Raw genomic sequence first — 20,326 nt, 5'->3', positions numbered from 1 at the left:
CTTTCTTTTCTCTGGAAATCCAAAAGCCTTGATTCGTCTGCTGAAGTTTTTCGGGTACTCCATTGTCGCGATCGTCTGCGGGCTGCTGCTCGTACTCAGCGGGGCCTACCTCTACCTTAGTCCGGGTTTGCCCTCCGTAGAGGCCCTCAGAAGTATCCAGTTGCAGATTCCTTTGCGGGTCTACAGCAGCGATGAAAAACTGATCGCGGAGTTCGGCGAAATGCGCCGCACCCCGATCCGTTTCGCCGACATTCCACCCAATTTCATCAGCGCATTGCTGTCGGCCGAAGACGATAACTTCGCCAACCACTACGGTGTCGACCCCAGCAGCCTGGTGCGTGCAGCCACGCAGTTGGTAAAAAGCGGACACATTCAATCCGGCGGCAGCACCATCACCATGCAGGTGGCGAAGAACTTCTTCCTCACCAGCGAGCGCAGTTTTTCGCGCAAGGCCACCGAGATCCTGCTGGCACTGCAGATCGAACGTCAGTTGACCAAGGACGAAATCCTCGAGCTCTACGTCAACAAGATCTACCTGGGCAACCGCGCCTACGGTATCGAGGCGGCTTCCCAGGTGTACTACGGCAAGTCGATTCGCGACGCCAGCCTGGCGCAGATGGCGATGATTGCCGGCCTGCCCAAGGCACCTTCGCGCTTCAACCCCCTGGCCAACCCGGCGCGCAGCAAGGAGCGTCGCGACTGGATCCTGGGGCGCATGTACAAGCTCGGCAAGATCGACCAGGCCGCTTACGAGAGCGCCGTGGCCGAGCCGTTGAACGCCAGCTACCACGTGCCTACGCCGGAAGTGAACGCGCCCTACATCGCCGAAATGGCCCGTGCCGAGATGGTCGGCCGGTATGGCAGCGAGGCCTACACCGAAGGTTTCCGTGTCACTACGACCGTTCCGAGCAACCTGCAGGAAATTGCCAACAATTCGCTGCACTCCGGCCTGATCACCTATGACCAGCGCCACGGCTATCGCGGCCCTGAATCGCGCCTGCCGGGCAAGACCCTGAGCGCCTGGACCACCGAGTTGGGCAAACAGCGCTCCATCAGCGGCCTGGAACCGGCCATCGTCACCCAGGTGCAGAAGGACGGCGTGCAAGTACTGACCCGTACCGGCGAAGCGCATGTGGCATGGGACAGCATGAAATGGGCGCGCCCGTTCCTGAATACCAACAGCATGGGCCCGATGCCCAAGCAGCCGTCCGACGTGGCGCAGGTGGGTGACTTGATCCGCGTGCAGCGCCAGGCGGATGACAGCCTGAAATTCAGCCAGGTACCGGTCGCCCAGGGCGCCCTGGTGTCCCTTGACCCGCAAAATGGTGCGATCCGTTCGCTGGTCGGCGGCTTCGCCTTTGAGCAGAGCAACTACAACCGCGCCATCCAGGCCAAGCGCCAGCCGGGTTCGAGCTTCAAACCGTTCATCTACAGCGCCGCACTGGATAACGGCTACACCGCTGCGAGCCTGGTAAACGACGCACCGATCGTGTTTGTCGATGAGTACCTGGACAAGGTCTGGCGCCCGAAGAACGACACCAACACCTTCCTCGGCCCCATCCGCATTCGCGAGGCGCTGTACAAGTCGCGCAACCTGGTGTCGATCCGCCTGCTGCAGGCGATGGGCGTGGGCAAGACCATCGACTACATGACCCGCTTTGGCTTCGCCAAGTCTGACCTGCCGCCGAACCTGTCCCTGGCCCTGGGCACCGCGACCCTCACGCCAATGGAAATCGCCACCGGCTGGAGTACCTTTGCCAACGGCGGTTACAAGATCTCGCCCTACCTGATCGACAAGATCGAAAGCCGCAATGGCGACACGCTGTTCACCGCCAACCCGCCACGCGTACCGGGCGATGTGGTCAATGGCATGGCGGCAACCGATGGCCTCGCCGCACCGAGCAACGGTGGCATCACCATCGAGCCGACGCCGGGCACGACGCCTGCCGCAAGCGCGCCCGCATCGACCGAACCACAGGCACCGGCGGTGGCTGAGCGCATCGTGGATGGTCGCACCACCTATATTCTCAACAGCATCCTGCAGGACGTGATCAAGAAGGGTACCGGCCGGCGTGCACTGGCTCTGGGCCGCGCGGACATCGCCGGCAAGACCGGTACCACCAACGAATCCAAGGATGCCTGGTTCTCCGGTTACAACGGCGACTACGTGACGACGGTGTGGACCGGTTACGACCAGCCCGAAAGCCTGGGCCGTCGCGAGTTTGGCGGCACCGTCGCGCTGCCGATCTGGATGAGCTACATGGGCGCGGCCCTGAAGGACAAGCCGCTGCACACCCAGCCGGAACCGGAAGGCATTCTCAGCCTGCGCATCGACCCGGTCAGTGGCCGCGCCGCCTCGCCAAGCACGCCGAACGCCTACCTTCGAGCTGTTCAAGAGCGAAGACACGCCGCCATCGGTCAACGAGCTGGGCAATGGCGTAGTGCCGGGCAGCCCGCTGCCGGCGGATGAAGGTGCGCCGATTGATCTCTTTTAGAGAGCGATAAGCGGTCAGCTACAAGCGACAAGAAAGGGCTGCGACGCGCCGCTCTTAAGCTTGAGGCTTGAAACTTGAGGCTCGTTCCCACGCGTGGGAACGATCAGATACAAAAAAGCCCCGACTCGCAAGAGCCGGGGCTTTTTGTTGGTGCGTTACAACGGCTTAGCCGTTGAACACATCATCCACGCTTTGCAGCGGGTAGTTCTTCGGATACGGCAGGGTTGCCACACCGGTCTCGATTGCAGCCTTGGCCACGGCATCGGAGATCAGGGTGATCAGGCGCTTATCCATTGGCTTGGGAATGATGTACTCACGACCGAATTCCAGCTTGGCGCCACCGTAAGCGTCGCATACATCCTGCGGCACCGGCAGCTTGGCCAGTTTCACGCAGGGCGTTGGCGGCCGCTACTTTCATTTCTTCGTTGATGCGCTTAGCGCGAACGTCCAGGGCACCACGGAAGATGAACGGGAAGCCCAGTACGTTGTTGACCTGGTTCGGGTAGTCCGAACGGCCGGTGGCCATGATCACGTCGCTGCGGGTGGCGTGGGCCAGTTCCGGCGAGATTTCCGGGTCCGGGTTGGAGCAGGCGAACACGATCGGGTTCGGCGCCATCGACTTCAGGCCTTCAGCGCTCAGCAGGTTCGGGCCGGACAGGCCGACGAACACGTCGGCACCGTCCAGGGCATCAGCCAGGGTGCGCTTGGAGGACGGGTGGGCGAACATCGCCTTGTACTGGTTCAGGTCGGTACGCTCGGACTGGATCACGCCCTTGCTGTCGACCATGTAGATGTTTTCCAGCTTGGCGCCCATGCTGATGATCAGCTTCATGCAGGAAATAGCGGCGGCGCCCGCGCCCAGGCAGACGATTTTCGCCTCGGCAAGGGTTTTGCCAGCGATTTCCAGCGCGTTGATCATGCCGGCCGCAGTAACGATTGCGGTGCCATGCTGGTCATCGTGGAATACCGGGATGTCGCACTGCTCGATCAGAGCCTTTTCGATCTCGAAGCACTCAGGTGCCTTGATGTCTTCCAGGTTGATGCCACCGAAGGTGATGGAGATGCGCTTGACGGTGTCGATGAAGGCCTGCGGGCTTTCGGAGTCGACTTCGATGTCGAAAACGTCGATGCCAGCAAAGCGCTTGAACAGCACGCCCTTGCCTTCCATGACCGGCTTGGAAGCCAATGGGCCGAGGTTACCCAGACCCAGGATCGCGGTGCCATCAGAAATCACTGCAACCAGGTTGCCTTTACCGGTGTACTTGTACGCCAGCTCAGGGTCGCGGGCGATTTCACGTACGGGCTCGGCAACGCCAGGGCTATAGGCCAGCGAAAGATCGCGGGCGGTGGCAGTGGCTTTGGTGAGCTCTACACTCAGCTTTCCTGGACGAGGATTGGCATGATATTCGAGAGCGGCAGTTTTCAAATCAGACATATTGGCATTCCGCTTTTACTGTTGGTCGACGGACCGCCGAGGATACGCGTGTCGTAAAGCCCCTACAAGACTGGTCAGTCACAGGTGTCAAGGCCCTGCGGCGGCGTACTTTAGTCTAAAGCCACGGGATACAAGGGATTGACTGTTCACAATCGACTAAAAAAATGTCTACAATTTTTTATTAAATCGTAGTTGTGAGCATTCCCGGGGCAGTGATCGGCAACAGCCAACGTGCCTGGCCACCTTTCAGCGCACCACGCCGCGAGCGATCCTGCACCCAGCCACGCGCCTCGATTGTCTTGCCTTGCAGACCACTGAGCAGGTCAGCGTCGAATTGACGGACCAGATCGGGTGCAATGCGCAATACCACTGAACCCTGCAATTCGATCCAGATTGCGCCGCGATTGCGTTCGATCTTGCTGACCCGGCCACTGATCAAGGCGAAGCCGGATTGCTTGATCTGGGTCACCGATTGCACCGGCCACTGCCGCCACAGGCCCAACCTGGCCCGCCGCGCAGTGTTTTCAGCGGCCTGCTGGCAGGACACGAGGTCGACGTTGGGCGCGACGCCCACCTGAAAGCCCAGGCCCTCGGCCAACAATCGCGCTTCCAGATTTTCGCCGTCGGCGCCGTAGAGGTGTGCCAGGGTTCGCCCATAGCGATCCTTGGCCTCGCGGCCCGACACCAAGCCGACGCGCCCCTCACTGGCCTCTACCAAAGCCTGCAACCGCTGGCGAGCAGCGACGGCGAATGGCTCGTCAGCACGCCCCTTCTTGCCGGTCTCCGGGGCGTTGAGACCGATCATGCGCACGCTGCGGCCATCGGTGAGGCGCACGGTGTCGCCATCCACCACGCGCTGAACCTCTACGCGCGTCACCGATGTCGGCGCGGCGCAGAATGCCTGGGCCTGGGCGGCGCAGAGCCAAATCCCAGGCACAAAAAAGGCGCCCACAAGGGACGCCTTTTTCAACAGCGGGTAAAAGCCCATAAGGCTTTTGCGCCTTACTCTGCTGGAGTAGCAGCAGGCTTCTTGCCGAAAGCACCAAAGCGATCTGCGAAGCGCTGTACACGGCCGCCGGTGTCCAGAGTTTTCTGCTTACCGGTGTAGAACGGGTGGCACTCGTTGCATACGTCAGTACCCAGTGGCTTGCACAGGTTCGAGCGAGTTTCGAACTTGTTGCCGCAGCTGCAGGTTACTTCGATGGTTTCGTACGCTGGATGGATATCGGCTTTCATGGCACTTCCTCGGGCTAGCGTGCCGCCACTCGACACTATTGTCGAATACCGCACGTAATTAGGCCGCGGATTCTACCAGACCTTTGTATTCGCGCAAGCGGCTGTGACGACTGAAAACTCCCTTTCATCAGAAAACCGGGCACTCCACTGTTGAGGTGACGTGCCAGAGACGGGACACCCGCACCACCGGTCTGCTAGTCTCCCGCCCCTGCACCACCGCCTGTTTTCATATGAGACTCCCCGCGTGCCCGACGCCATTTTGCGCCTAGCCCTGCCCTCGCCCCTGCGCCGCCTGTTCGATTACCGTGCCCCGGCCGGTGTGTCGCATGCGCAGTTGCAGCCCGGCATGCGCGTGCGCGTGCCATTCGGGCGCCGGGAAATGATCGGCATCCTTGTGGAAGTCACCGACCACAGCGAAGTGCCCGCCGAAAAGCTCAAGCCGGCCATCGCCATCCTCGACGCCACACCGCCGCTGCCGCCCGCGTTGTTCAAGCTGTGCCTGTGGACCGCGCAGTACTACCAGCACAGCCTCGGCGACACCTTGAGCTGGGCCTTGCCGGTGCTGCTGCGCCAGGGCGAACTGGCCGAAGCGCGCCAGGAGCGTTTCTGGTCGATGACGCCCGGCGCCCGCCTCGATGACCCACGTATCGCTCGCGCCCCACGCCAGCGTGAAGCCCTGGCAACCCTGGCGCAGCATCCCCATGGCGTCGCCCATCAGCTGTTGAGCAAGCTGATGCTGAGCAAGGACAGCCTCGACCTGCTGCTCGCCAAAGGCCTGGTGCAGGTGGAAATCCGCAAGCATGCCCCCGACCCACGTCACGAACACTGGCTGGCGCAACCGGAGCTGCCGCTGAATCCTGAACAACGCGCCGCGTATGAAGCGATCCGCGCCGGGTTCGACAGCTTCCATGCGTTCCTGCTGGCGGGCGTCACCGGCAGCGGCAAGACCGAAGTCTATTTGCAGTTGATCCGCGAAACCCTGCAAGCCGGCAAACAGGCGCTGGTGCTGATCCCGGAGATCAACCTCGGCCCGCAAACCCTGGCGCGTTTCGAACAGCGCTTCAACGCGCGCATCGCCCTGGTGCACTCGGCGGTCAACGACCGTGAGCGCCTGGAGTCGTGGCTGGCGGCGCGGGACGGCGAGGCCGACATTATTATCGGCACCCGCTCGGCGCTGTTCACGCCGATGAAAAATCCGGGGCTGATCATCATCGACGAAGAGCACGACGGCTCCTATAAACAGCAGGAAGGCCTGCGTTACCACGCCCGCGACCTGGCGCTGGTGCGCGCACGCCAGGAAGACATACCGATTGTGTTGGGTTCGGCGACGCCCTCCCTGGAAAGCCTGCATAACGCCTACACCGGTCGTTATGGGCTGCTGCGCCTGAATGAGCGCGCAGGTGGCGCCAAACAACCGCGTTTCCTGCGCCTGGACGTAAAAAGCCGGCCACTGGACAGCGGTATTTCCGGCCCGATGCAGCAAGCCATCGGCCAGACCCTCGCCGCCGGCCAGCAGGTCCTGGTGTTTCTCAACCGCCGTGGCTTTGCGCCGACCCTGTTGTGCCACGACTGTGGCTGGATGTCCGAATGCGAGCGCTGCGATGCGCGCATGACCGTGCACCAGCGCCACGGCGAATTGCGCTGCCATCATTGCGGCCATGTCGAGCGCGTGCCGCGCCACTGCCCGCAATGCGGCAAAGTCGACTTGCGCCCGGTCGGCGCGGGCACCGAGCGCGCCGAAGAGCGCCTGGGCATCCTGTTTCCGGATTACCCGGTGCTGCGGGTCGACCGTGACAGTACCTCGCGCAAGGACGCGATGAACCAATTGTTCGCCACCATCCAGAAGGGCCAGCCGTGCATTCTGGTCGGCACGCAGATGCTCGCCAAAGGGCATCACTTCCCACGGGTGACCCTGGTGTCGATCCTGGATGCCGACGGTGGCTTGTTCTCCGGCGACTTCCGCGCCAGCGAGCGCATGGCGCAACTGATCGTGCAGGTCGCCGGCCGCGCCGGGCGTGCCGAAGAGCCGGGCCGGGTGATCATCCAGACGCACTTGGCCGACCATCCACTGCTGATTCAACTGACCGAACAAGGTTACTTTGCCTTCGCCGAGCAGGCGCTGAGCGAACGCCGCGCCGCCGGCCTGCCGCCGTTTGCGCACCTGGCACTGCTGCGCGCCGAGGCGCACAAGCCGGGCCAGGCCGAAGGTTTTCTCGACGAGGCCTGCAGCGCCGCCGAACGTTTGCTTGCCGAACTGGGTCTGAGCGGCATCGAACTGCTCGGCCCGGTGCCTGCCCCCATGGAACGCCGTGCCGGGCGCTATCGGGCTCAGCTACTCTTGCAGGCAACGTCCCGCGCACCGCTGCATCGATTATTAAGTAGCTGGTTACTTGCCCTGGAGCAAATGCCCAGCGGGCGACAGGTGCGATGGTCGCTGGATGTAGACCCGGTCGACCTATATTGACCCACCCCCTGTAGGAGCGAGCTTGCTCGCGAAAATCGTTAACGATAACGCGGTATCCTGATTTCACGCGGCGCCCTCGGGTTTTTCGCGAGCAAGCTCGCTCCTACAAGGGCACAACTGCCTTAAACAGCTCCGCAGGTCTGGAACGGTTGGCAAGCCCGCCCTCGCCACGGATAATGCCCAGTTTTTCCACCTGCGCATCGCGCGCCGCCGCTTGCGGTCGAAAGAGAACACCATGAAAGACACCATTCGCCAGCTGATCCAACAAGCCCTCACCCAACTCGTCAACGAAGGTGTGTTGCCTGAAGGCCTGTCGCCGGCGATCCAGGTGGAAAACACCCGCGACAAGACCCACGGCGACTTCGCCAGCAACATTGCGATGATGCTGTCCAAGCCGGCCGGCATGAAACCGCGCGACCTGGCGGAAAAAATCATCGCTGCGCTCCCGACTGACGGCAGTGTCACCAAGGCCGAAATCGCCGGTCCGGGCTTTATCAACTTCTTCCAGAACACCCAGGCCCTGGCCTCGCGCCTGGACGCGGCCCTGGCCGATGCCAACATCGGCGCACGCAAGGCCGGCGACAGCCAGCGCGTGGTCATCGACCTGTCGGCGCCGAACCTGGCCAAGGAGATGCACGTTGGCCACCTGCGCTCGACCATCATTGGCGACGGCGTGGCGCGGGTGCTGGAGTTTCTCGGCGACACCGTCATCCGTCAGAACCACGTGGGCGACTGGGGCACCCAGTTCGGCATGCTGATGGCGTACCTGCAGGAAAACCCGATCACCAGCAACGAACTGTCCGACCTGGAAAACTTCTACCGCGCCGCCAAGAAGCGCTTCGACGAATCCGAAGAATTCGCCGACCGTGCGCGCAGCCTGGTGGTCAAGCTGCAGGCGGGCGATAAGGAATGCCTGGAATTGTGGGGGCGCTTTCGCGACATCTCGCTGTCCCACTGCCAGGAAATCTACGAGCTGCTCAACGTCAAGTTGACCATGGCCGATGTGATGGGCGAAAGCGCCTACAACGACGACTTGATCAATGTGGTCAACGACCTCAAGGCCGCGGGCCTGCTGGTCGAGAGCAACGGCGCGCAGTGCGTGTTCCTGGAAGAATTCAAGACCGCCGATGGCGAGCCGCTGCCGGTGATCATCGTCAAGGCCGATGGCGGCTACCTCTACGCCACCACCGACCTGGCCGCCGTGCGCTACCGCAGCGGCGTGCTCAAGGCCGACCGTGCGCTGTATTTCGTTGACCAGCGCCAGGCCCTGCACTTCCAGCAAGTGTTCGAAGTGGCGCGCCGCGCCGGCTTCGTCACCCACCCGATGCACATGGAACACATGGGTTTTGGCACCATGAACGGCGCCGATGGTCGCCCGTTCAAGACCCGCGACGGCGGCACCGTGAAGCTGATCGACCTGCTGACCGAAGCCCAGGAACGCGCCTATAGCCTGGTGAAGGAAAAGAACCCCGAGTTGGCCGAGGCCGACTTGCGCAACATTGCCCGCGTGGTGGGGATTGGCGCGGTGAAATACGCCGACCTGTCCAAGCACCGCACCAGCGACTACAGCTTCAACTTCGACCTGATGCTCAACTTCGAAGGCAACACCGCGCCGTACCTGCTCTACGCCTACACACGCGTGGCCGGTGTGTTCCGCAAACTGGGCAAGGATTTCAGCGAAGTCGAAGGCCAGATCGTGCTGGACGCGCCCCATGAGCAGGAACTGGCCGCCAAGCTGGCGCAGTTCGGCGAAGTGCTGAACAGCGTCGGCGAGAAAGGCACGCCGCATATCCTCTGCACCTACCTGTACGAAGTGGCCGGCCTGTTCTCCAGTTTCTACGAGAACTGTCCGATCCTCAGCGCAGACGACGAAGCCCAGAAGCAAAGTCGCCTGCGCCTCGCCGCACTGGCGGGACGGACCCTCAAGCAAGGCCTGGAGCTGCTGGGCCTGGAAACACTGGAGCGCATGTAAGTTGGCCGCCAAGAAAAAACCTGCACCCAAGCGCGGCGCGAGCCGTTACCAGGCCCCGGCCAAGCAGCCGATTCCGGGCTGGCTGTGGATGGCCATCGGCCTCACGGTCGGCGCATTCGTGGTGTTTCTGATGAAGCTGGAGCCCGGCCAGGGCGATGACGTCAAGCGCGTCAAACAGGAGCAGCAGAAGGCCACGAAAATCGCCGAGGCCAACAAGACTGCGCCGAGCCCGACCGCACCGGTGAAGCCCAAGTACGATTTCTACACGCTGCTGCCGGAATCGGAAGTGATCGTGCCGCCCGACGCTGTGCCGGAGAAAACCCTGCCGACGCCGCAAGTGCCGACCACGCCGGTTACGCCTGCGGAAGCGGCGAAAATCGACACCGCACGCGCCCAGGCCGCGCTGGCCGGGATTACCCCGCCGCCCGCGCCTGCGGTGGCTGCGACCAAGGCCGCCCCGGTGACCAAGTTCTTCCTGCAGGCGGGCTCGTTCCCGAAACAGGCGGATGCCGATCGCGTGCGGGCACAGATCATTCTGCTGGGCCAAGCGGTGACGGTGGAGTCTGGCACCGTGAAGGACGCGACCTGGTATCGCGTGCTGGTGGGCCCGTTCAGCAACCGCGAACAGTTGACCGTGGCGCAGAAACAATTGGCTGGGGCGGGCTTTAGCAACCTGTTGTTACAACAGCGCCAGAGCCGCTGACTCAAGCTCAATGCCAATCAAACTGTGGGAGGGGGCTTGCTCCCGATAGCGGTGTATCAGTCAACGTATTCGTTGGCAGACAGCCCGCCATCGGGGGCAAGCCCCCTCCCACATTTGGTTTTGTGGTGTTCTGGAATGAGCGTCAGACCAGTAAACGCCACTCGTCCGCCATACTGTCCTACGGTTGAAATCCTTCTCGCCACCCCCATATGAGTTTCCATCAGGGCATTTTCGCCCCGCTGCGTGGAGACTCTCCCCTTGACCACCATCGTTTCAGTACGTCGCCACGGCAAAGTCGTCATGGGCGGCGACGGCCAGGTTTCCCTGGGTAATACCGTGATGAAAGGCAACGCCAAGAAAGTGCGTCGCCTGTACCACGGCCAGGTACTCGCCGGCTTCGCAGGCGCTACCGCCGACGCCTTCACCCTGTTTGAACGCTTCGAAGGCCAGCTCGAAAAACACCAGGGCCACTTGGTGCGCGCCGCCGTCGAACTCGCCAAAGAATGGCGCACCGACCGCTCCCTGAGCCGCCTCGAAGCCATGCTGGCGGTCGCCAACAAAGACGCGTCCTTGATCATCACCGGCAACGGCGATGTGGTTGAACCCGAGCATGGCCTGATCGCCATGGGTTCCGGTGGCGGCTATGCACAAGCTGCGGCCAGCGCGCTGTTGAAGAAAACCGACCTGTCGGCCCGTGAAATCGTCGAGACCGCCCTGGGTATCGCCGGCGATATCTGCGTGTTCACCAACCATAACCAGACCATTGAGGAGCAGGACCTCGCCGAGTAAGCCGTAGGCTTATTCCCGCTTGAGGCCGCCAAACATTATGTCCATGACTCCCCGCGAAATCGTCCATGAACTCAATCGCCATATCATCGGCCAGGACGATGCCAAGCGCGCCGTCGCGATTGCGCTGCGCAACCGCTGGCGCCGGATGCAACTGCCCGAAGAACTGCGTGTTGAAGTAACGCCGAAGAACATCCTGATGATCGGCCCGACCGGCGTCGGTAAAACCGAAATTGCCCGACGCCTGGCCAAGTTGGCCAATGCCCCGTTCATCAAGGTCGAAGCCACCAAGTTCACCGAAGTGGGCTACGTGGGCCGCGACGTCGAATCGATCATCCGCGACCTGGCCGATGCCGCCTTGAAAATGCTGCGTGAGCAGGAAGTGACCAAGGTCAGCCACCGCGCCGAAGACGCCGCCGAAGAACGCATTCTCGACGCCCTGCTGCCACCGGCGCGCATGGGTTTCAACGAAGATGCCGCGCCGTCGTCCGACTCCAACACCCGTCAGCTGTTTCGCAAGCGCCTGCGTGAAGGCCAGTTGGACGACAAGGAAATCGAGATCGAAGTCGCCGAAGTGTCCGGCGTCGATATTTCCGCGCCACCGGGCATGGAAGAAATGACCAGCCAGTTGCAGAACCTGTTCGCCAACATGGGCAAGGGCAAGAAGAAAAGCCGCAAGCTCAAGGTGAAGGAAGCGCTGAAACTGGTGCGCGACGAAGAAGCCGGGCGCCTGGTGAACGAGGAAGAACTCAAGGCCAAGGCCCTGGAAGCGGTCGAGCAACATGGCATCGTGTTTATCGATGAGATCGACAAGGTGGCCAAGCGCGGCAATTCCGGCGGTGTCGATGTGTCTCGCGAAGGTGTACAGCGCGACCTGCTGCCGCTGATCGAGGGCTGCACGGTCAACACCAAGCTGGGCATGGTCAAGACCGACCACATCCTGTTTATCGCCTCCGGTGCTTTCCACCTGAGCAAGCCAAGCGATCTGGTACCGGAGCTGCAAGGCCGTCTGCCGATCCGCGTGGAACTCAAGGCGCTGACCCCGGGCGACTTCGAGCGCATCCTGAGCGAGCCGCATGCCTCGCTGACCGAGCAATACCGTGAGCTGCTGAAAACCGAGGGCTTGGGCATCGAATTCCAGGCCGACGGTATCAAGCGCCTGGCGGAGATCGCCTGGCAGGTCAACGAGAAGACCGAGAACATCGGTGCCCGTCGCCTGCACACCCTGCTGGAACGCTTGCTGGAAGAAGTGTCGTTCAGCGCGGGCGACATGGCAGGTTTGCAGAATGGCGAAGCGATCAAGATCGACGCGGATTACGTCAACAGCCATTTGGGCGAATTGGCGCAGAACGAAGACCTGTCGCGGTATATCCTGTAAGCCTCGTACAGAACTGCCTTGCTTGAATGTGGGAGGGGGGCAAGCCCTAATGTAGGAACGAGCTTGCTCGCGAAGAACTCAAAGCCCCCGCGTTTATGCAGAATTAACGCGTTGCCTGGACGTTCTTCGCGAGCAAGCTCGCTCCTACAAAAAGTCGTGAATGACTGGCATTAGGGCAAGCCCCATCCCACATTTTGAAGCCGGTTTCTTCAGGGTTATCGCCAATGTCGAAATTTCCTACCGCTGTAAACCTGCACAAAACCTCCAACACTCTTGGCCTGACTTACGGCCCGGACGAAACTTACCAACTGCCCGCCGAATTCCTACGCGTGCACTCGCCTTCCGCCGAGGTCCAGGGCCACGGCAAACCCATCCTGCAATTCGGCAAGCTCAACGTTAAGTTGATCAAGCTGGAACCGGCCGGCCAGTACGCACTGAAATTGACCTTCGACGACGGCCATGACAGCGGACTGTTCACCTGGGATTACCTTTATCAGTTGGCCGTGCGTCAGGACGCGCTGTGGGCTGATTACCTGGCCGAGCTCAAAGCGGCCGGAAAAACCCGCGACCCGAACCAGTCGGTCGTGCGGCTGATGCTCTAGCGCAGGCTTCTTGCGCTTTAGAGGGCATTTTCTAATTTCATCTGCTTGAATGCCCTGTCTCGAGGCCAATGATTGGCCCGCTTGCGAAAAAAATTAAACTCGGGTAACCAATGGAACTGGCAAGTTCCCTGCATTTGACGATGCGGTATCAACGGTCACCCGAGTCGCAGTACCAGGCTGGTGTCGTGTATCGAAATGGGTGCGCAGCAATCGCCGGTACTCGTCTTTCGGACAATGGAGCGTCGTAGATGAGTAACAAGAACAACGATGACTTGAAACGCCAGGCCTCGGAAAACACCCTGGGGCTGAACCCGATCATCGCGTTACGCAAAAAGGATTTACTGGCCTCGGCGAAGATGGTGCTGACCCAAGCCATCAAGCAACCGTTACACAGCGTCAAACACGTCGCCCATTTCGGGGTGGAACTCAAGAACGTGATGTTCGGCAAATCGGCGCTGGTGCCAGAGAGTGACGACCGTCGCTTCAATGACCCGGCCTGGAGCCAGAACCCGCTCTACAAGCGCTACCTGCAGACTTACCTGGCGTGGCGCAAGGAACTGCACGACTGGATCGGCGACAGCAATCTGTCGGAACAGGACATCAGCCGTGGTCACTTCGTGATCAACCTGATGACGGAAGCCATGGCGCCCACCAACAGCGCGGCCAACCCGGCGGCGGTCAAACGCTTCTTTGAAACCGGCGGCAAGAGCCTGCTCGATGGCCTGTCCCACCTGGCCAAGGACATGGTGCACAACGGCGGCATGCCGAGCCAGGTCAACATGGGCGCCTTCGAAGTGGGCAAAACCCTGGGCACCACCGACGGCGCCGTGGTGTTTCGCAATGACGTGCTGGAGCTGATCCAGTACAGGCCGATCACCGAGCAGGTGCACGAACGCCCGCTGCTGGTGGTACCGCCGCAGATCAACAAATTCTATGTGTTCGACTTGTGCCCGGATAAGAGCCTGGCGCGTTTCTGCCTGCGCAACGGGCAGCAGACCTTTATTGTCAGTTGGCGCAACCCGACCAAGGCCCAGCGCGAGTGGGGCCTGTCGACCTATATCGAGGCGCTCAAGGAAGCGGTCGATGTGATCACGTCGATTACCGGCAGCAAGGACGTGAACATGCTCGGCGCCTGCTCCGGCGGCATCACCTGCACCGCGCTGCTGGGCCACTACGCCGCGCTGGGCGAAAAGAAGGTCAATGCCCTGACGTTGCTGGTGAGCGTGCTGGATACCACGCTGGACACCCAGGTGGCGCTGTTCGTCGATGAACAGACCCTGGAAGCGGCGAAGCGCCATTCCTATCAGGCCGGCGTGCTGGAAGGCCGCGACATGGCCAAGGTGTTCGCCTGGATGCGACCCAACGACTTGATCTGGAATTACTGGGTCAACAACTACCTGCTGGGCAACGAGCCGCCGGTGTTCGACATCCTGTTCTGGAACAACGACACCACGCGTCTGCCGGCCGCCTTCCATGGCGACTTGATCGAGCTGTTCAAGAACAACCCACTGGTGCGCGCCAACGCCCTGGAAGTGTGCGGCACGCCTATCGACCTCAAGCAAGTCACGGCCGATATCTATTCCTTGGCCGGCACCAATGACCACATCACCCCCTGGCAGTCCTGCTACAAGTCGGCGCAATTGTTTGGCGGCAAGGTGGAGTTCGTGCTGTCCAGCAGCGGGCATATCCAGAGCATCCTCAACCCGCCAGGCAACCCCAAGTCGCGTTACCAGACCAGCGACGGCTTGGCGGGCAATGCGCTGCAATGGCAGGAAAATGCGACCAAGCACACGGATTCGTGGTGGCTGCACTGGCAGGCATGGCAGGCGGAACGGGCCGGAAAGTTGAAGAAGGCGCCGACTGTTCTGGGCAATAAAACCTACACCGCAGCCGAAGCGGCGCCGGGCACTTATGTGCATGAGCGGTAGATTGGAATGAGGTCCAAATGTGGGAGGGGGCTTGCTCCCGATAGAGATGGATCAATGTCAGGTGTGCTGACTGATACACCGCCATCGGGAGCAAGCCCCCGCCCACATGTTGCCCCCCTTTCTCCTGTAATACTTCACAGGGCTTGAACATGCCGCAACCGTTCATCTTCCGCACCATCGACCTGGACGGCCAAGCCATCCGCACGGCGGTACGACCGGGCAAGCCGCACCTGACGCCGCTGCTGATCTTCAACGGCATCGGCGCCAACCTGGAACTGGTGTTCCCGTTCGTCCAGGCCTTGGACCCGAACCTGGAGGTGATCGCCTTCGACGTGCCGGGCGTGGGCGGTTCCTCCACGCCCAACCGGCCCTATCGCTTCCCCGGCCTGGCCAAGCTCACGGCGCGCATGCTCGATTACCTCGATTATGGCCAAGTGAGCGTGGTGGGCGTGTCCTGGGGCGGAGCACTGGCGCAACAGTTCGCCTATGACTACCCGGAGCGTTGCAAGAAACTGATCCTGGCCGCCACGGCGGCGGGTGCAGTGATGGTGCCGGGCAAACCAAAAGTGCTGTGGCTGATGGCCAGCCCGCGCCGTTATATCCAGCCGTCCCATGTGGTGCGCATAGCACCGATGATCTACGGCGGATCGTTCCGCCGCGACCCCAAGCTGGCCGCCGAACATGCCAGCAAAGTGCGCTCGGCCGGCAAGCTGGGCTATTACTGGCAACTGTTCGCGGGGTTGGGCTGGACCAGCATCCATTGGCTGCACAAAATTCGCCAGCCCACGCTGGTACTGGCCGGGGACGACGACCCGCTGATCCCGCTGGTCAACATGCGCATGCTCGCCTGGCGCATCCCCAATGCGCAGTTGCACATCATCGACGATGGCCATTTGTTCCTGATCACCCGGGCTGAAGCCGTAGCGCCGATCATCATGAAATTTCTCGAAGAAGAGCGCCTGCGCGCCGTGATACATCCGCGACCGGCGGTGTGAAGGATCGCACCGCCGCGCAACTTGCCAGGAACCGACTATGGTTCTGAATTGGCGTGCCTCTTGATGGCTTGACGAAGGAGTGTTGGCTCATGCGAGAAAGACCCGTGACGAACCCGGCGCCCACCCCTGCTGCGTTCATCAATGCGCAAAATGCGATCACCGGCCTGCGCGGCCGGGACCTGCTGTCAACCCTGCGCACTGTCGCGGCCCATGGCCTGCGCAACCCGGTGCACAGCGCACGCCACGCCCTGGCCCTGGGCGGCCAACTGGGCCGCGTGTTGCTGGGTGAAACGGTGCATGAGCCCAACCCTCACGACAAGCGCTTCGCCGACCCCACCTGGAAGCTCAATCCGCTGTACCGGCGAAGCCTGCAAGCCTACTTGAGCTGGCAAAAACAGACGCGCAACTGGATCGACGACAGCGCCCTCAGCGCGGATGACCGTGCCCGCGCGCAGTTCGCGTTCGCCCTGCTCAACGATGCCGTCTCGCCGTCCAACACCCTGCTCAACCCGCTGGCAATCAAGGAGCTGCTCAATTCCGGCGGCAACAGTGTGGTGCGCGGCGTGAGCCACTTGTTCGAAGACCTGCTGCACAACAATGGCCTGCCGCGCCAGGTCAACAAGCATGCCTTCGAAGTCGGCAAGACCGTTGCCACCACCCCAGGCGCCGTGGTGTTTCGCAATGAGCTGCTGGAGTTGATCCAGTACAGGCCCATGAGCGAGAAACAATACGCCAAGCCCTTGCTGGTGGTGCCGCCGCAAATCAACAAGTACTACATCTTCGACCTCAGCCCGGCCAACAGCTTTGTGCAATACGCCCTGAAAAACGGCCTGCAGACCTTCATGATCAGCTGGCGCAACCCGGATGTGCGCCATCGTGAATGGGGCCTGTCCACCTACGTTGCCGCGCTGGAGGAAGCGCTGAACGTCTGCCGGTCGATCACTGGCGCGCGGGAGGTCAACCTGATGGGCGCGTGCGCAGGAGGGCTGACCATTGCTGCCCTGCAAGGCCATCTGCAAGCCAAGCGCCAGCTACGGCGCATCGCCAGCGCCAGTTACCTGGTGAGCTTGCTCGACAGCCAGATCGACAGCCCGGCCATGCTGTTCGCCGATGAACAAACCCTTGAAGCCGCCAAACGCCGCTCGTACCAGCAAGGTGTGCTGGACGGTCGCGACATGGCCAAGGTGTTCGCCTGGATGCGCCCCAATGACCTGATCTGGAATTACTGGGTCAACAACTACCTGCTGGGCAAGGAACCACCGGCCTTCGACATCCTGTACTGGAACAACGACAACACGCGCCTGCCCGCCGCATTGCATGGCGACCTGCTGGATTTTTTCAAGCACAACCCGCTCAGTCATCCGGGTGGGCTTGAGGTGTGCGGCACCCCCATCGACTTGCAGAAGGTCACGGTCGACAGCTTCAGCGTGGCCGGCATCAATGATCACATCACGCCATGGGACGCCGTGTATCGCTCCACCCAACTGCTGGGCGGTGAGCGGCGTTTCGTGCTGTCCAGCAGCGGGCATATCCAGAGCATCCTCAATCCGCCTGGCAACCCCAAGGCCAATTACGTCGAGAACCCCAAGCTGAGCAGCGACCCGCGCGCCTGGTACTACGACGCCAGCCACGTCGAAGGCAGCTGGTGGCCGCAGTGGCTGACGTGGGTTCAGCAACGTTCGGGCGTGCAACGCGAAACCCTCACCGCCCTGGGCAACCAGAACTACCCACCGATGGAAGCGGCGCCAGGCACCTACGTGCGCGTGCGCTGAGCTCAACGAACACACTAAGAAGGCTGGATGAAGACCCGCGAGCGTATCCTTGAATGTGCCCTGCAGTTGTTCAATCACAAGGGCGAACCGAACGTGTCGACCATGGAAGTGGCCAATGAAATGGGGATCAGCCCCGGCAATCTCTATTACCACTTCCACGGCAAGGAGCCTCTGGTGCTCGGGTTGTTCGAGCGCTTTCAGGCTGAACTGGCGCCCTTGCTCGATCCGCCCCCCGACGCACAGCTGGAGGCCGAGGACTACTGGCTGTTCCTGCACCTGATCGTCGAGCGCATGGCTCATTACCGGTTTCTGTTCCAGGACCTGTCGAACCTGGCCGGGCGCCTGCCGAAGTTGGCCAAGGGTATTCGCAACCTGCTCACCGCGCTCAAACGGACACTGGCCTCGTTGCTGGCGCGGTTGAAGGCGGCGGGGCAATTGGTCAGCGATACACAGGCGCTCGGCCAACTGGTGGAACAGATCACCATGACCCTGCTGTTTTCCCTGGACTACCAGCGGATTCTCGACCGCAAGGGTGAAGTGCAGATAGTGATTTACCAGGTAATGATGCTGGTAGCGCCGCACTTGCTCGCGCCGGCACGGCAGGCGGCCGAGCGATTTGCGCTGAAATACCTGGATGACGCCAATTGAACAGGGGAGCGATCTATGGCTGCTGCGCCATAAAAAATGCCCGACCTTCGCAGGCCGGGCATTTTTTGTGTCCTGGAAAAACTCAGGACTGACTGGATGGCGTCGGCGGCGTCGACGTGGCAGTCGGGGTCACAGCGGCAGGGGTCGGTGCGGACACTGAGTTGGCTGTGGAAGCGGTGGTCGCCGCAGCAGCAGGCTTGGCTGCCGCTGGTTTTTTCGCGACTGCTGGCTTCTTCGCTGCGGGTTTTGCCGCAGGTTTGGCGGCGGCAGGTTTGGCTGCGGGTTTAGCAGCTGCAGGCTTAGCAGTAGGTTTAGCGGCGGCCTTAACTGCGGGTTTAGCGGCAGCTTTGGCGGCTACGGGTTTTGCGGCTGGCTTGGCGGCTGGCTTGGCAGCTGCGGTTTTCGCCGCAGGCTTGGCAGCAGGTTTAGCAGCGGCTTTGGCGGGAGCCTTGACCGCAGGTTTGGCCGCAGCTTTAACCAAGGGCTTGGCAGCCGCTTTAGCAACGGGTTTGGCTGCAGCCGTTTTAGCGGCCGGCTTGGCTGCTGCTTTTGCAGCAGGCTTAGCCACCGCAACCTTCGCGGGAGCCACTTTGGCGCCGGTCAGTTTTTCGATTTGCTTGGTCAGGGTGTCGACCTTGCTGTGCAGGGTTTTCAGTTCAGCCTTGCTCGGCACGCCCAGTCGCGAGATAGCACTGTTGAGGCGCTTGTCGAATGTTTCTTCCAACTTGTTCCACGTGTCGGAAATGCTCGACTTGGCCGAACCTGCGCTCGCCTTGGCGGCATCAACTTTTTTACCAACGGTGCTCTTGGTCAGTTTCTCGGCTTTCTCGCCGTCCTTGACCAGAGTCTCGAAGTATTTGCCGCCGTCACTGCTAACCTTCGAGTACACGCCTAAACCAGCAAGCCAGATCTTTCGGGAGTATTTTTCAACTTCCCCGACCCACGAGCTGCCTTCTTTCTGAGTAGTTTTTTTAACAGCCATCCCGATGTCTCCTTAGGGTTTACGCGCGACACGTTCGAGCAATGCCGTCAGCTCTTCGAGCTTAGCAGAGAGTGTCTCCACGTCATGTTTAGACGCAATGCCGATTCGATTCAAGGCACTTGCAACACGTGTGTCAAAAGCTTTTTCAACTTTATCCAGTTGAACTTCAACCACGCGACTGACGCCGGAGACGTTACGCTTTACTTGGTCAATCTGACTGTTGGCGGCATCAAGTTGTTCAACGACAACTTTTTTGCTTTTACTTTCAACATCTTGTCCGCTCTTAACCAGCTCTTTGAAGTATTCGCCACCCTCGTTGCCGACCTTGGCGTAGGCACCAAGACCCGCCAGCCAGATCTTGCGGGCATAGCTTTTAACTTCGCTCAGAGCAGTGGTTTGCGCGTCGATTTTTTTCTTCAGAATAACTTTGGCCATGGTGCACCTCACGCAGAAAGGGTGGAGGAACCGCCCTCCGGAGTGGGGGGCTTGGGCACAAAGTAGGGAGAAAAATTAGAATCGGCACCCTAAGTGCCTTCGAATCAGGCCAGCGCCTTGTCCAGCGCCTTTTCGATTTCGGATTTGAGGGTACCGCTCATGGCTGACATCAACAGGCCCAGTTCCACGTCGATACGCAATAAGTCATCCTCGACCAGAACAGTGCCTTTGACGCCCGATCGCTTGAGCTTCAAGGTATCGCCGGCCCATGACGACTCCACGCCATATTTGTCCTTGAGTTTCAGCGCCAGCGTCTCGGCCTTCGCCCGTGCGCGTTCTTTACCCAGGGAATGTTCGCGCTCAACGGTTATACGGGCCATTGCAATGACTCCTCTTTATAAAGGCCTGGAAACCTTCCATGCGGCAAAAGGTCTCGATAAGCACCTATCTTACCTTCAGCCTTGCCAAGACAAAGCAGGCCTTGGGGATTATCAT

15 protein-coding genes and 2 pseudogenes are annotated in these 20,326 nt (G+C 61.0%); 11 read left to right on the top strand and 6 right to left on the bottom strand.

The window, feature by feature from the left end; translation table 11 throughout:
- Positions 1 to 31: 31 nt before the first annotated feature.
- Positions 32 to 2,495: pseudogene (locus tag QF045_RS05015) on the top strand (penicillin-binding protein 1A).
- A 165-nt stretch (positions 2,496 to 2,660) separates the two neighbouring features.
- Here QF045_RS05015 and QF045_RS05010 read toward each other — a convergent pair.
- The 3 genes and pseudogenes from QF045_RS05010 to rpmE all read right to left on the bottom strand — a co-directional run bounded on the left by QF045_RS05010 (position 2,661) and on the right by rpmE (position 5,166).
- Positions 2,661 to 3,930 (bottom strand): annotated as a pseudogene (locus tag QF045_RS05010) (malic enzyme-like NAD(P)-binding protein).
- A gap of 181 nt (positions 3,931 to 4,111) precedes the next feature.
- The gene (locus tag QF045_RS05005) at positions 4,112 to 4,918 is read right to left on the bottom strand and encodes a thermonuclease family protein (protein ID WP_306491289.1); all 807 of its coding nucleotides are present in this window, start codon (positions 4,916 to 4,918) and stop codon (positions 4,112 to 4,114) included.
- A 14-nt stretch (positions 4,919 to 4,932) separates the two neighbouring features.
- Positions 4,933 to 5,166 carry a 50S ribosomal protein L31 gene (rpmE, locus tag QF045_RS05000; RefSeq protein ID WP_005784030.1) on the bottom strand — a complete coding sequence of 78 codons (234 nt, stop codon included), beginning with the start codon at positions 5,164 to 5,166 and terminating at the stop codon, positions 4,933 to 4,935.
- 244 nt (positions 5,167 to 5,410) lie between these two features.
- Between rpmE and QF045_RS04995 the strand changes: the two genes are divergently transcribed.
- The 10 genes from QF045_RS04995 (at position 5,411) to QF045_RS04950 (ending at position 18,414) form a co-directional block, all read left to right on the top strand.
- Positions 5,411 to 7,630 (top strand): primosomal protein N', encoded by a 2,220-nt coding sequence (locus QF045_RS04995; protein ID WP_306491288.1) that lies wholly within the window; start codon positions 5,411 to 5,413, stop codon positions 7,628 to 7,630.
- 235 nt (positions 7,631 to 7,865) lie between these two features.
- Positions 7,866 to 9,602, top strand: a complete 1,737-nt coding sequence (gene argS, locus QF045_RS04990; RefSeq protein WP_306491287.1) for an arginine--tRNA ligase — start codon at positions 7,866 to 7,868, stop codon at positions 9,600 to 9,602.
- 1 nt (position 9,603) lies between these two features.
- The gene (locus tag QF045_RS04985; RefSeq protein WP_306491286.1) at positions 9,604 to 10,305 is read left to right on the top strand and encodes an SPOR domain-containing protein; all 702 of its coding nucleotides are present in this window, start codon (positions 9,604 to 9,606) and stop codon (positions 10,303 to 10,305) included.
- A 258-nt stretch (positions 10,306 to 10,563) separates the two neighbouring features.
- Positions 10,564 to 11,094, top strand: coding sequence for an ATP-dependent protease subunit HslV (hslV, locus tag QF045_RS04980; RefSeq protein WP_003171209.1), 531 nt, complete (start codon positions 10,564 to 10,566; stop codon positions 11,092 to 11,094).
- A gap of 37 nt (positions 11,095 to 11,131) precedes the next feature.
- Positions 11,132 to 12,469: an ATP-dependent protease ATPase subunit HslU gene (hslU, locus tag QF045_RS04975; RefSeq protein WP_306491285.1), complete on the top strand. Its 1,338-nt coding sequence runs from the start codon at positions 11,132 to 11,134 to the stop codon at positions 12,467 to 12,469.
- Between the two features lie 224 nt (positions 12,470 to 12,693).
- Positions 12,694 to 13,071, top strand: a complete 378-nt coding sequence (locus tag QF045_RS04970; protein ID WP_124384758.1) for a gamma-butyrobetaine hydroxylase-like domain-containing protein — start codon at positions 12,694 to 12,696, stop codon at positions 13,069 to 13,071.
- 248 nt (positions 13,072 to 13,319) lie between these two features.
- Positions 13,320 to 14,999: a class II poly(R)-hydroxyalkanoic acid synthase gene (phaC, locus tag QF045_RS04965; protein ID WP_306491284.1), complete on the top strand. Its 1,680-nt coding sequence runs from the start codon at positions 13,320 to 13,322 to the stop codon at positions 14,997 to 14,999.
- A gap of 149 nt (positions 15,000 to 15,148) precedes the next feature.
- On the top strand, positions 15,149 to 15,994 hold the full coding sequence (gene phaZ / locus QF045_RS04960) for a poly(3-hydroxyalkanoate) depolymerase (RefSeq protein WP_306491283.1): 846 nt from the start codon (positions 15,149 to 15,151) through the stop codon (positions 15,992 to 15,994).
- A gap of 89 nt (positions 15,995 to 16,083) precedes the next feature.
- Complete coding sequence (gene phaC, locus QF045_RS04955; protein ID WP_306491282.1) at positions 16,084 to 17,766, top strand: class II poly(R)-hydroxyalkanoic acid synthase; 1,683 nt, start codon at positions 16,084 to 16,086, stop codon at positions 17,764 to 17,766.
- Positions 17,767 to 17,793: 27 nt separating this feature from the next.
- On the top strand, positions 17,794 to 18,414 hold the full coding sequence (locus tag QF045_RS04950; RefSeq protein WP_306491281.1) for a TetR/AcrR family transcriptional regulator: 621 nt from the start codon (positions 17,794 to 17,796) through the stop codon (positions 18,412 to 18,414).
- An 82-nt stretch (positions 18,415 to 18,496) separates the two neighbouring features.
- Here QF045_RS04950 and QF045_RS04945 read toward each other — a convergent pair whose 3' ends face one another.
- From QF045_RS04945 to QF045_RS04935, 3 genes are all read right to left on the bottom strand, one after another.
- Complete coding sequence (locus QF045_RS04945) at positions 18,497 to 19,396, bottom strand: phasin family protein (RefSeq protein WP_306491280.1); 900 nt, start codon at positions 19,394 to 19,396, stop codon at positions 18,497 to 18,499.
- 12 nt (positions 19,397 to 19,408) lie between these two features.
- Entirely contained in the window at positions 19,409 to 19,831 is a 423-nt protein-coding gene (locus QF045_RS04940; RefSeq protein ID WP_306491279.1) for a phasin family protein, read from the bottom strand.
- A 104-nt stretch (positions 19,832 to 19,935) separates the two neighbouring features.
- Entirely contained in the window at positions 19,936 to 20,211 is a 276-nt protein-coding gene (locus tag QF045_RS04935) for a polyhydroxyalkanoic acid system family protein (RefSeq protein WP_306491278.1), read from the bottom strand.
- Between the last annotated feature and the right edge of the window lie 115 nt (positions 20,212 to 20,326).

This window comes from Pseudomonas sp. W4I3, from assembly GCF_030816195.1.
In the GTDB taxonomy this organism is placed as follows: domain Bacteria; phylum Pseudomonadota; class Gammaproteobacteria; order Pseudomonadales; family Pseudomonadaceae; genus Aquipseudomonas.
This window is presented reverse-complemented; position numbering and strand designations above follow the sequence as displayed.

Excerpts from the sequence above, each read along its gene's own strand:
- QF045_RS05005 (WP_306491289.1), bottom strand. The coding sequence starts at position 4,918 with ATGGGCTTTTACCCGCTGTTGAAAAAGGCGTCCCTTGTGGGCGCCTTT.
- rpmE (WP_005784030.1), bottom strand. The coding sequence starts at position 5,166 with ATGAAAGCCGATATCCATCCAGCGTACGAAACCATCGAAGTAACCTGC.
- argS (WP_306491287.1), top strand. The coding sequence starts at position 7,866 with ATGAAAGACACCATTCGCCAGCTGATCCAACAAGCCCTCACCCAACTC.
- hslU (WP_306491285.1), top strand. The coding sequence starts at position 11,132 with ATGTCCATGACTCCCCGCGAAATCGTCCATGAACTCAATCGCCATATC.
- QF045_RS04970 (WP_124384758.1), top strand. The coding sequence starts at position 12,694 with ATGTCGAAATTTCCTACCGCTGTAAACCTGCACAAAACCTCCAACACT.
- phaC (WP_306491284.1), top strand. The coding sequence starts at position 13,320 with ATGAGTAACAAGAACAACGATGACTTGAAACGCCAGGCCTCGGAAAAC.
- phaZ (WP_306491283.1), top strand. The coding sequence starts at position 15,149 with ATGCCGCAACCGTTCATCTTCCGCACCATCGACCTGGACGGCCAAGCC.
- phaC (WP_306491282.1), top strand. The coding sequence starts at position 16,084 with ATGCGAGAAAGACCCGTGACGAACCCGGCGCCCACCCCTGCTGCGTTC.
- QF045_RS04950 (WP_306491281.1), top strand. The coding sequence starts at position 17,794 with ATGAAGACCCGCGAGCGTATCCTTGAATGTGCCCTGCAGTTGTTCAAT.
- QF045_RS04945 (WP_306491280.1), bottom strand. The coding sequence starts at position 19,396 with ATGGCTGTTAAAAAAACTACTCAGAAAGAAGGCAGCTCGTGGGTCGGG.
- QF045_RS04940 (WP_306491279.1), bottom strand. The coding sequence starts at position 19,831 with ATGGCCAAAGTTATTCTGAAGAAAAAAATCGACGCGCAAACCACTGCT.
- QF045_RS04935 (WP_306491278.1), bottom strand. The coding sequence starts at position 20,211 with ATGGCCCGTATAACCGTTGAGCGCGAACATTCCCTGGGTAAAGAACGC.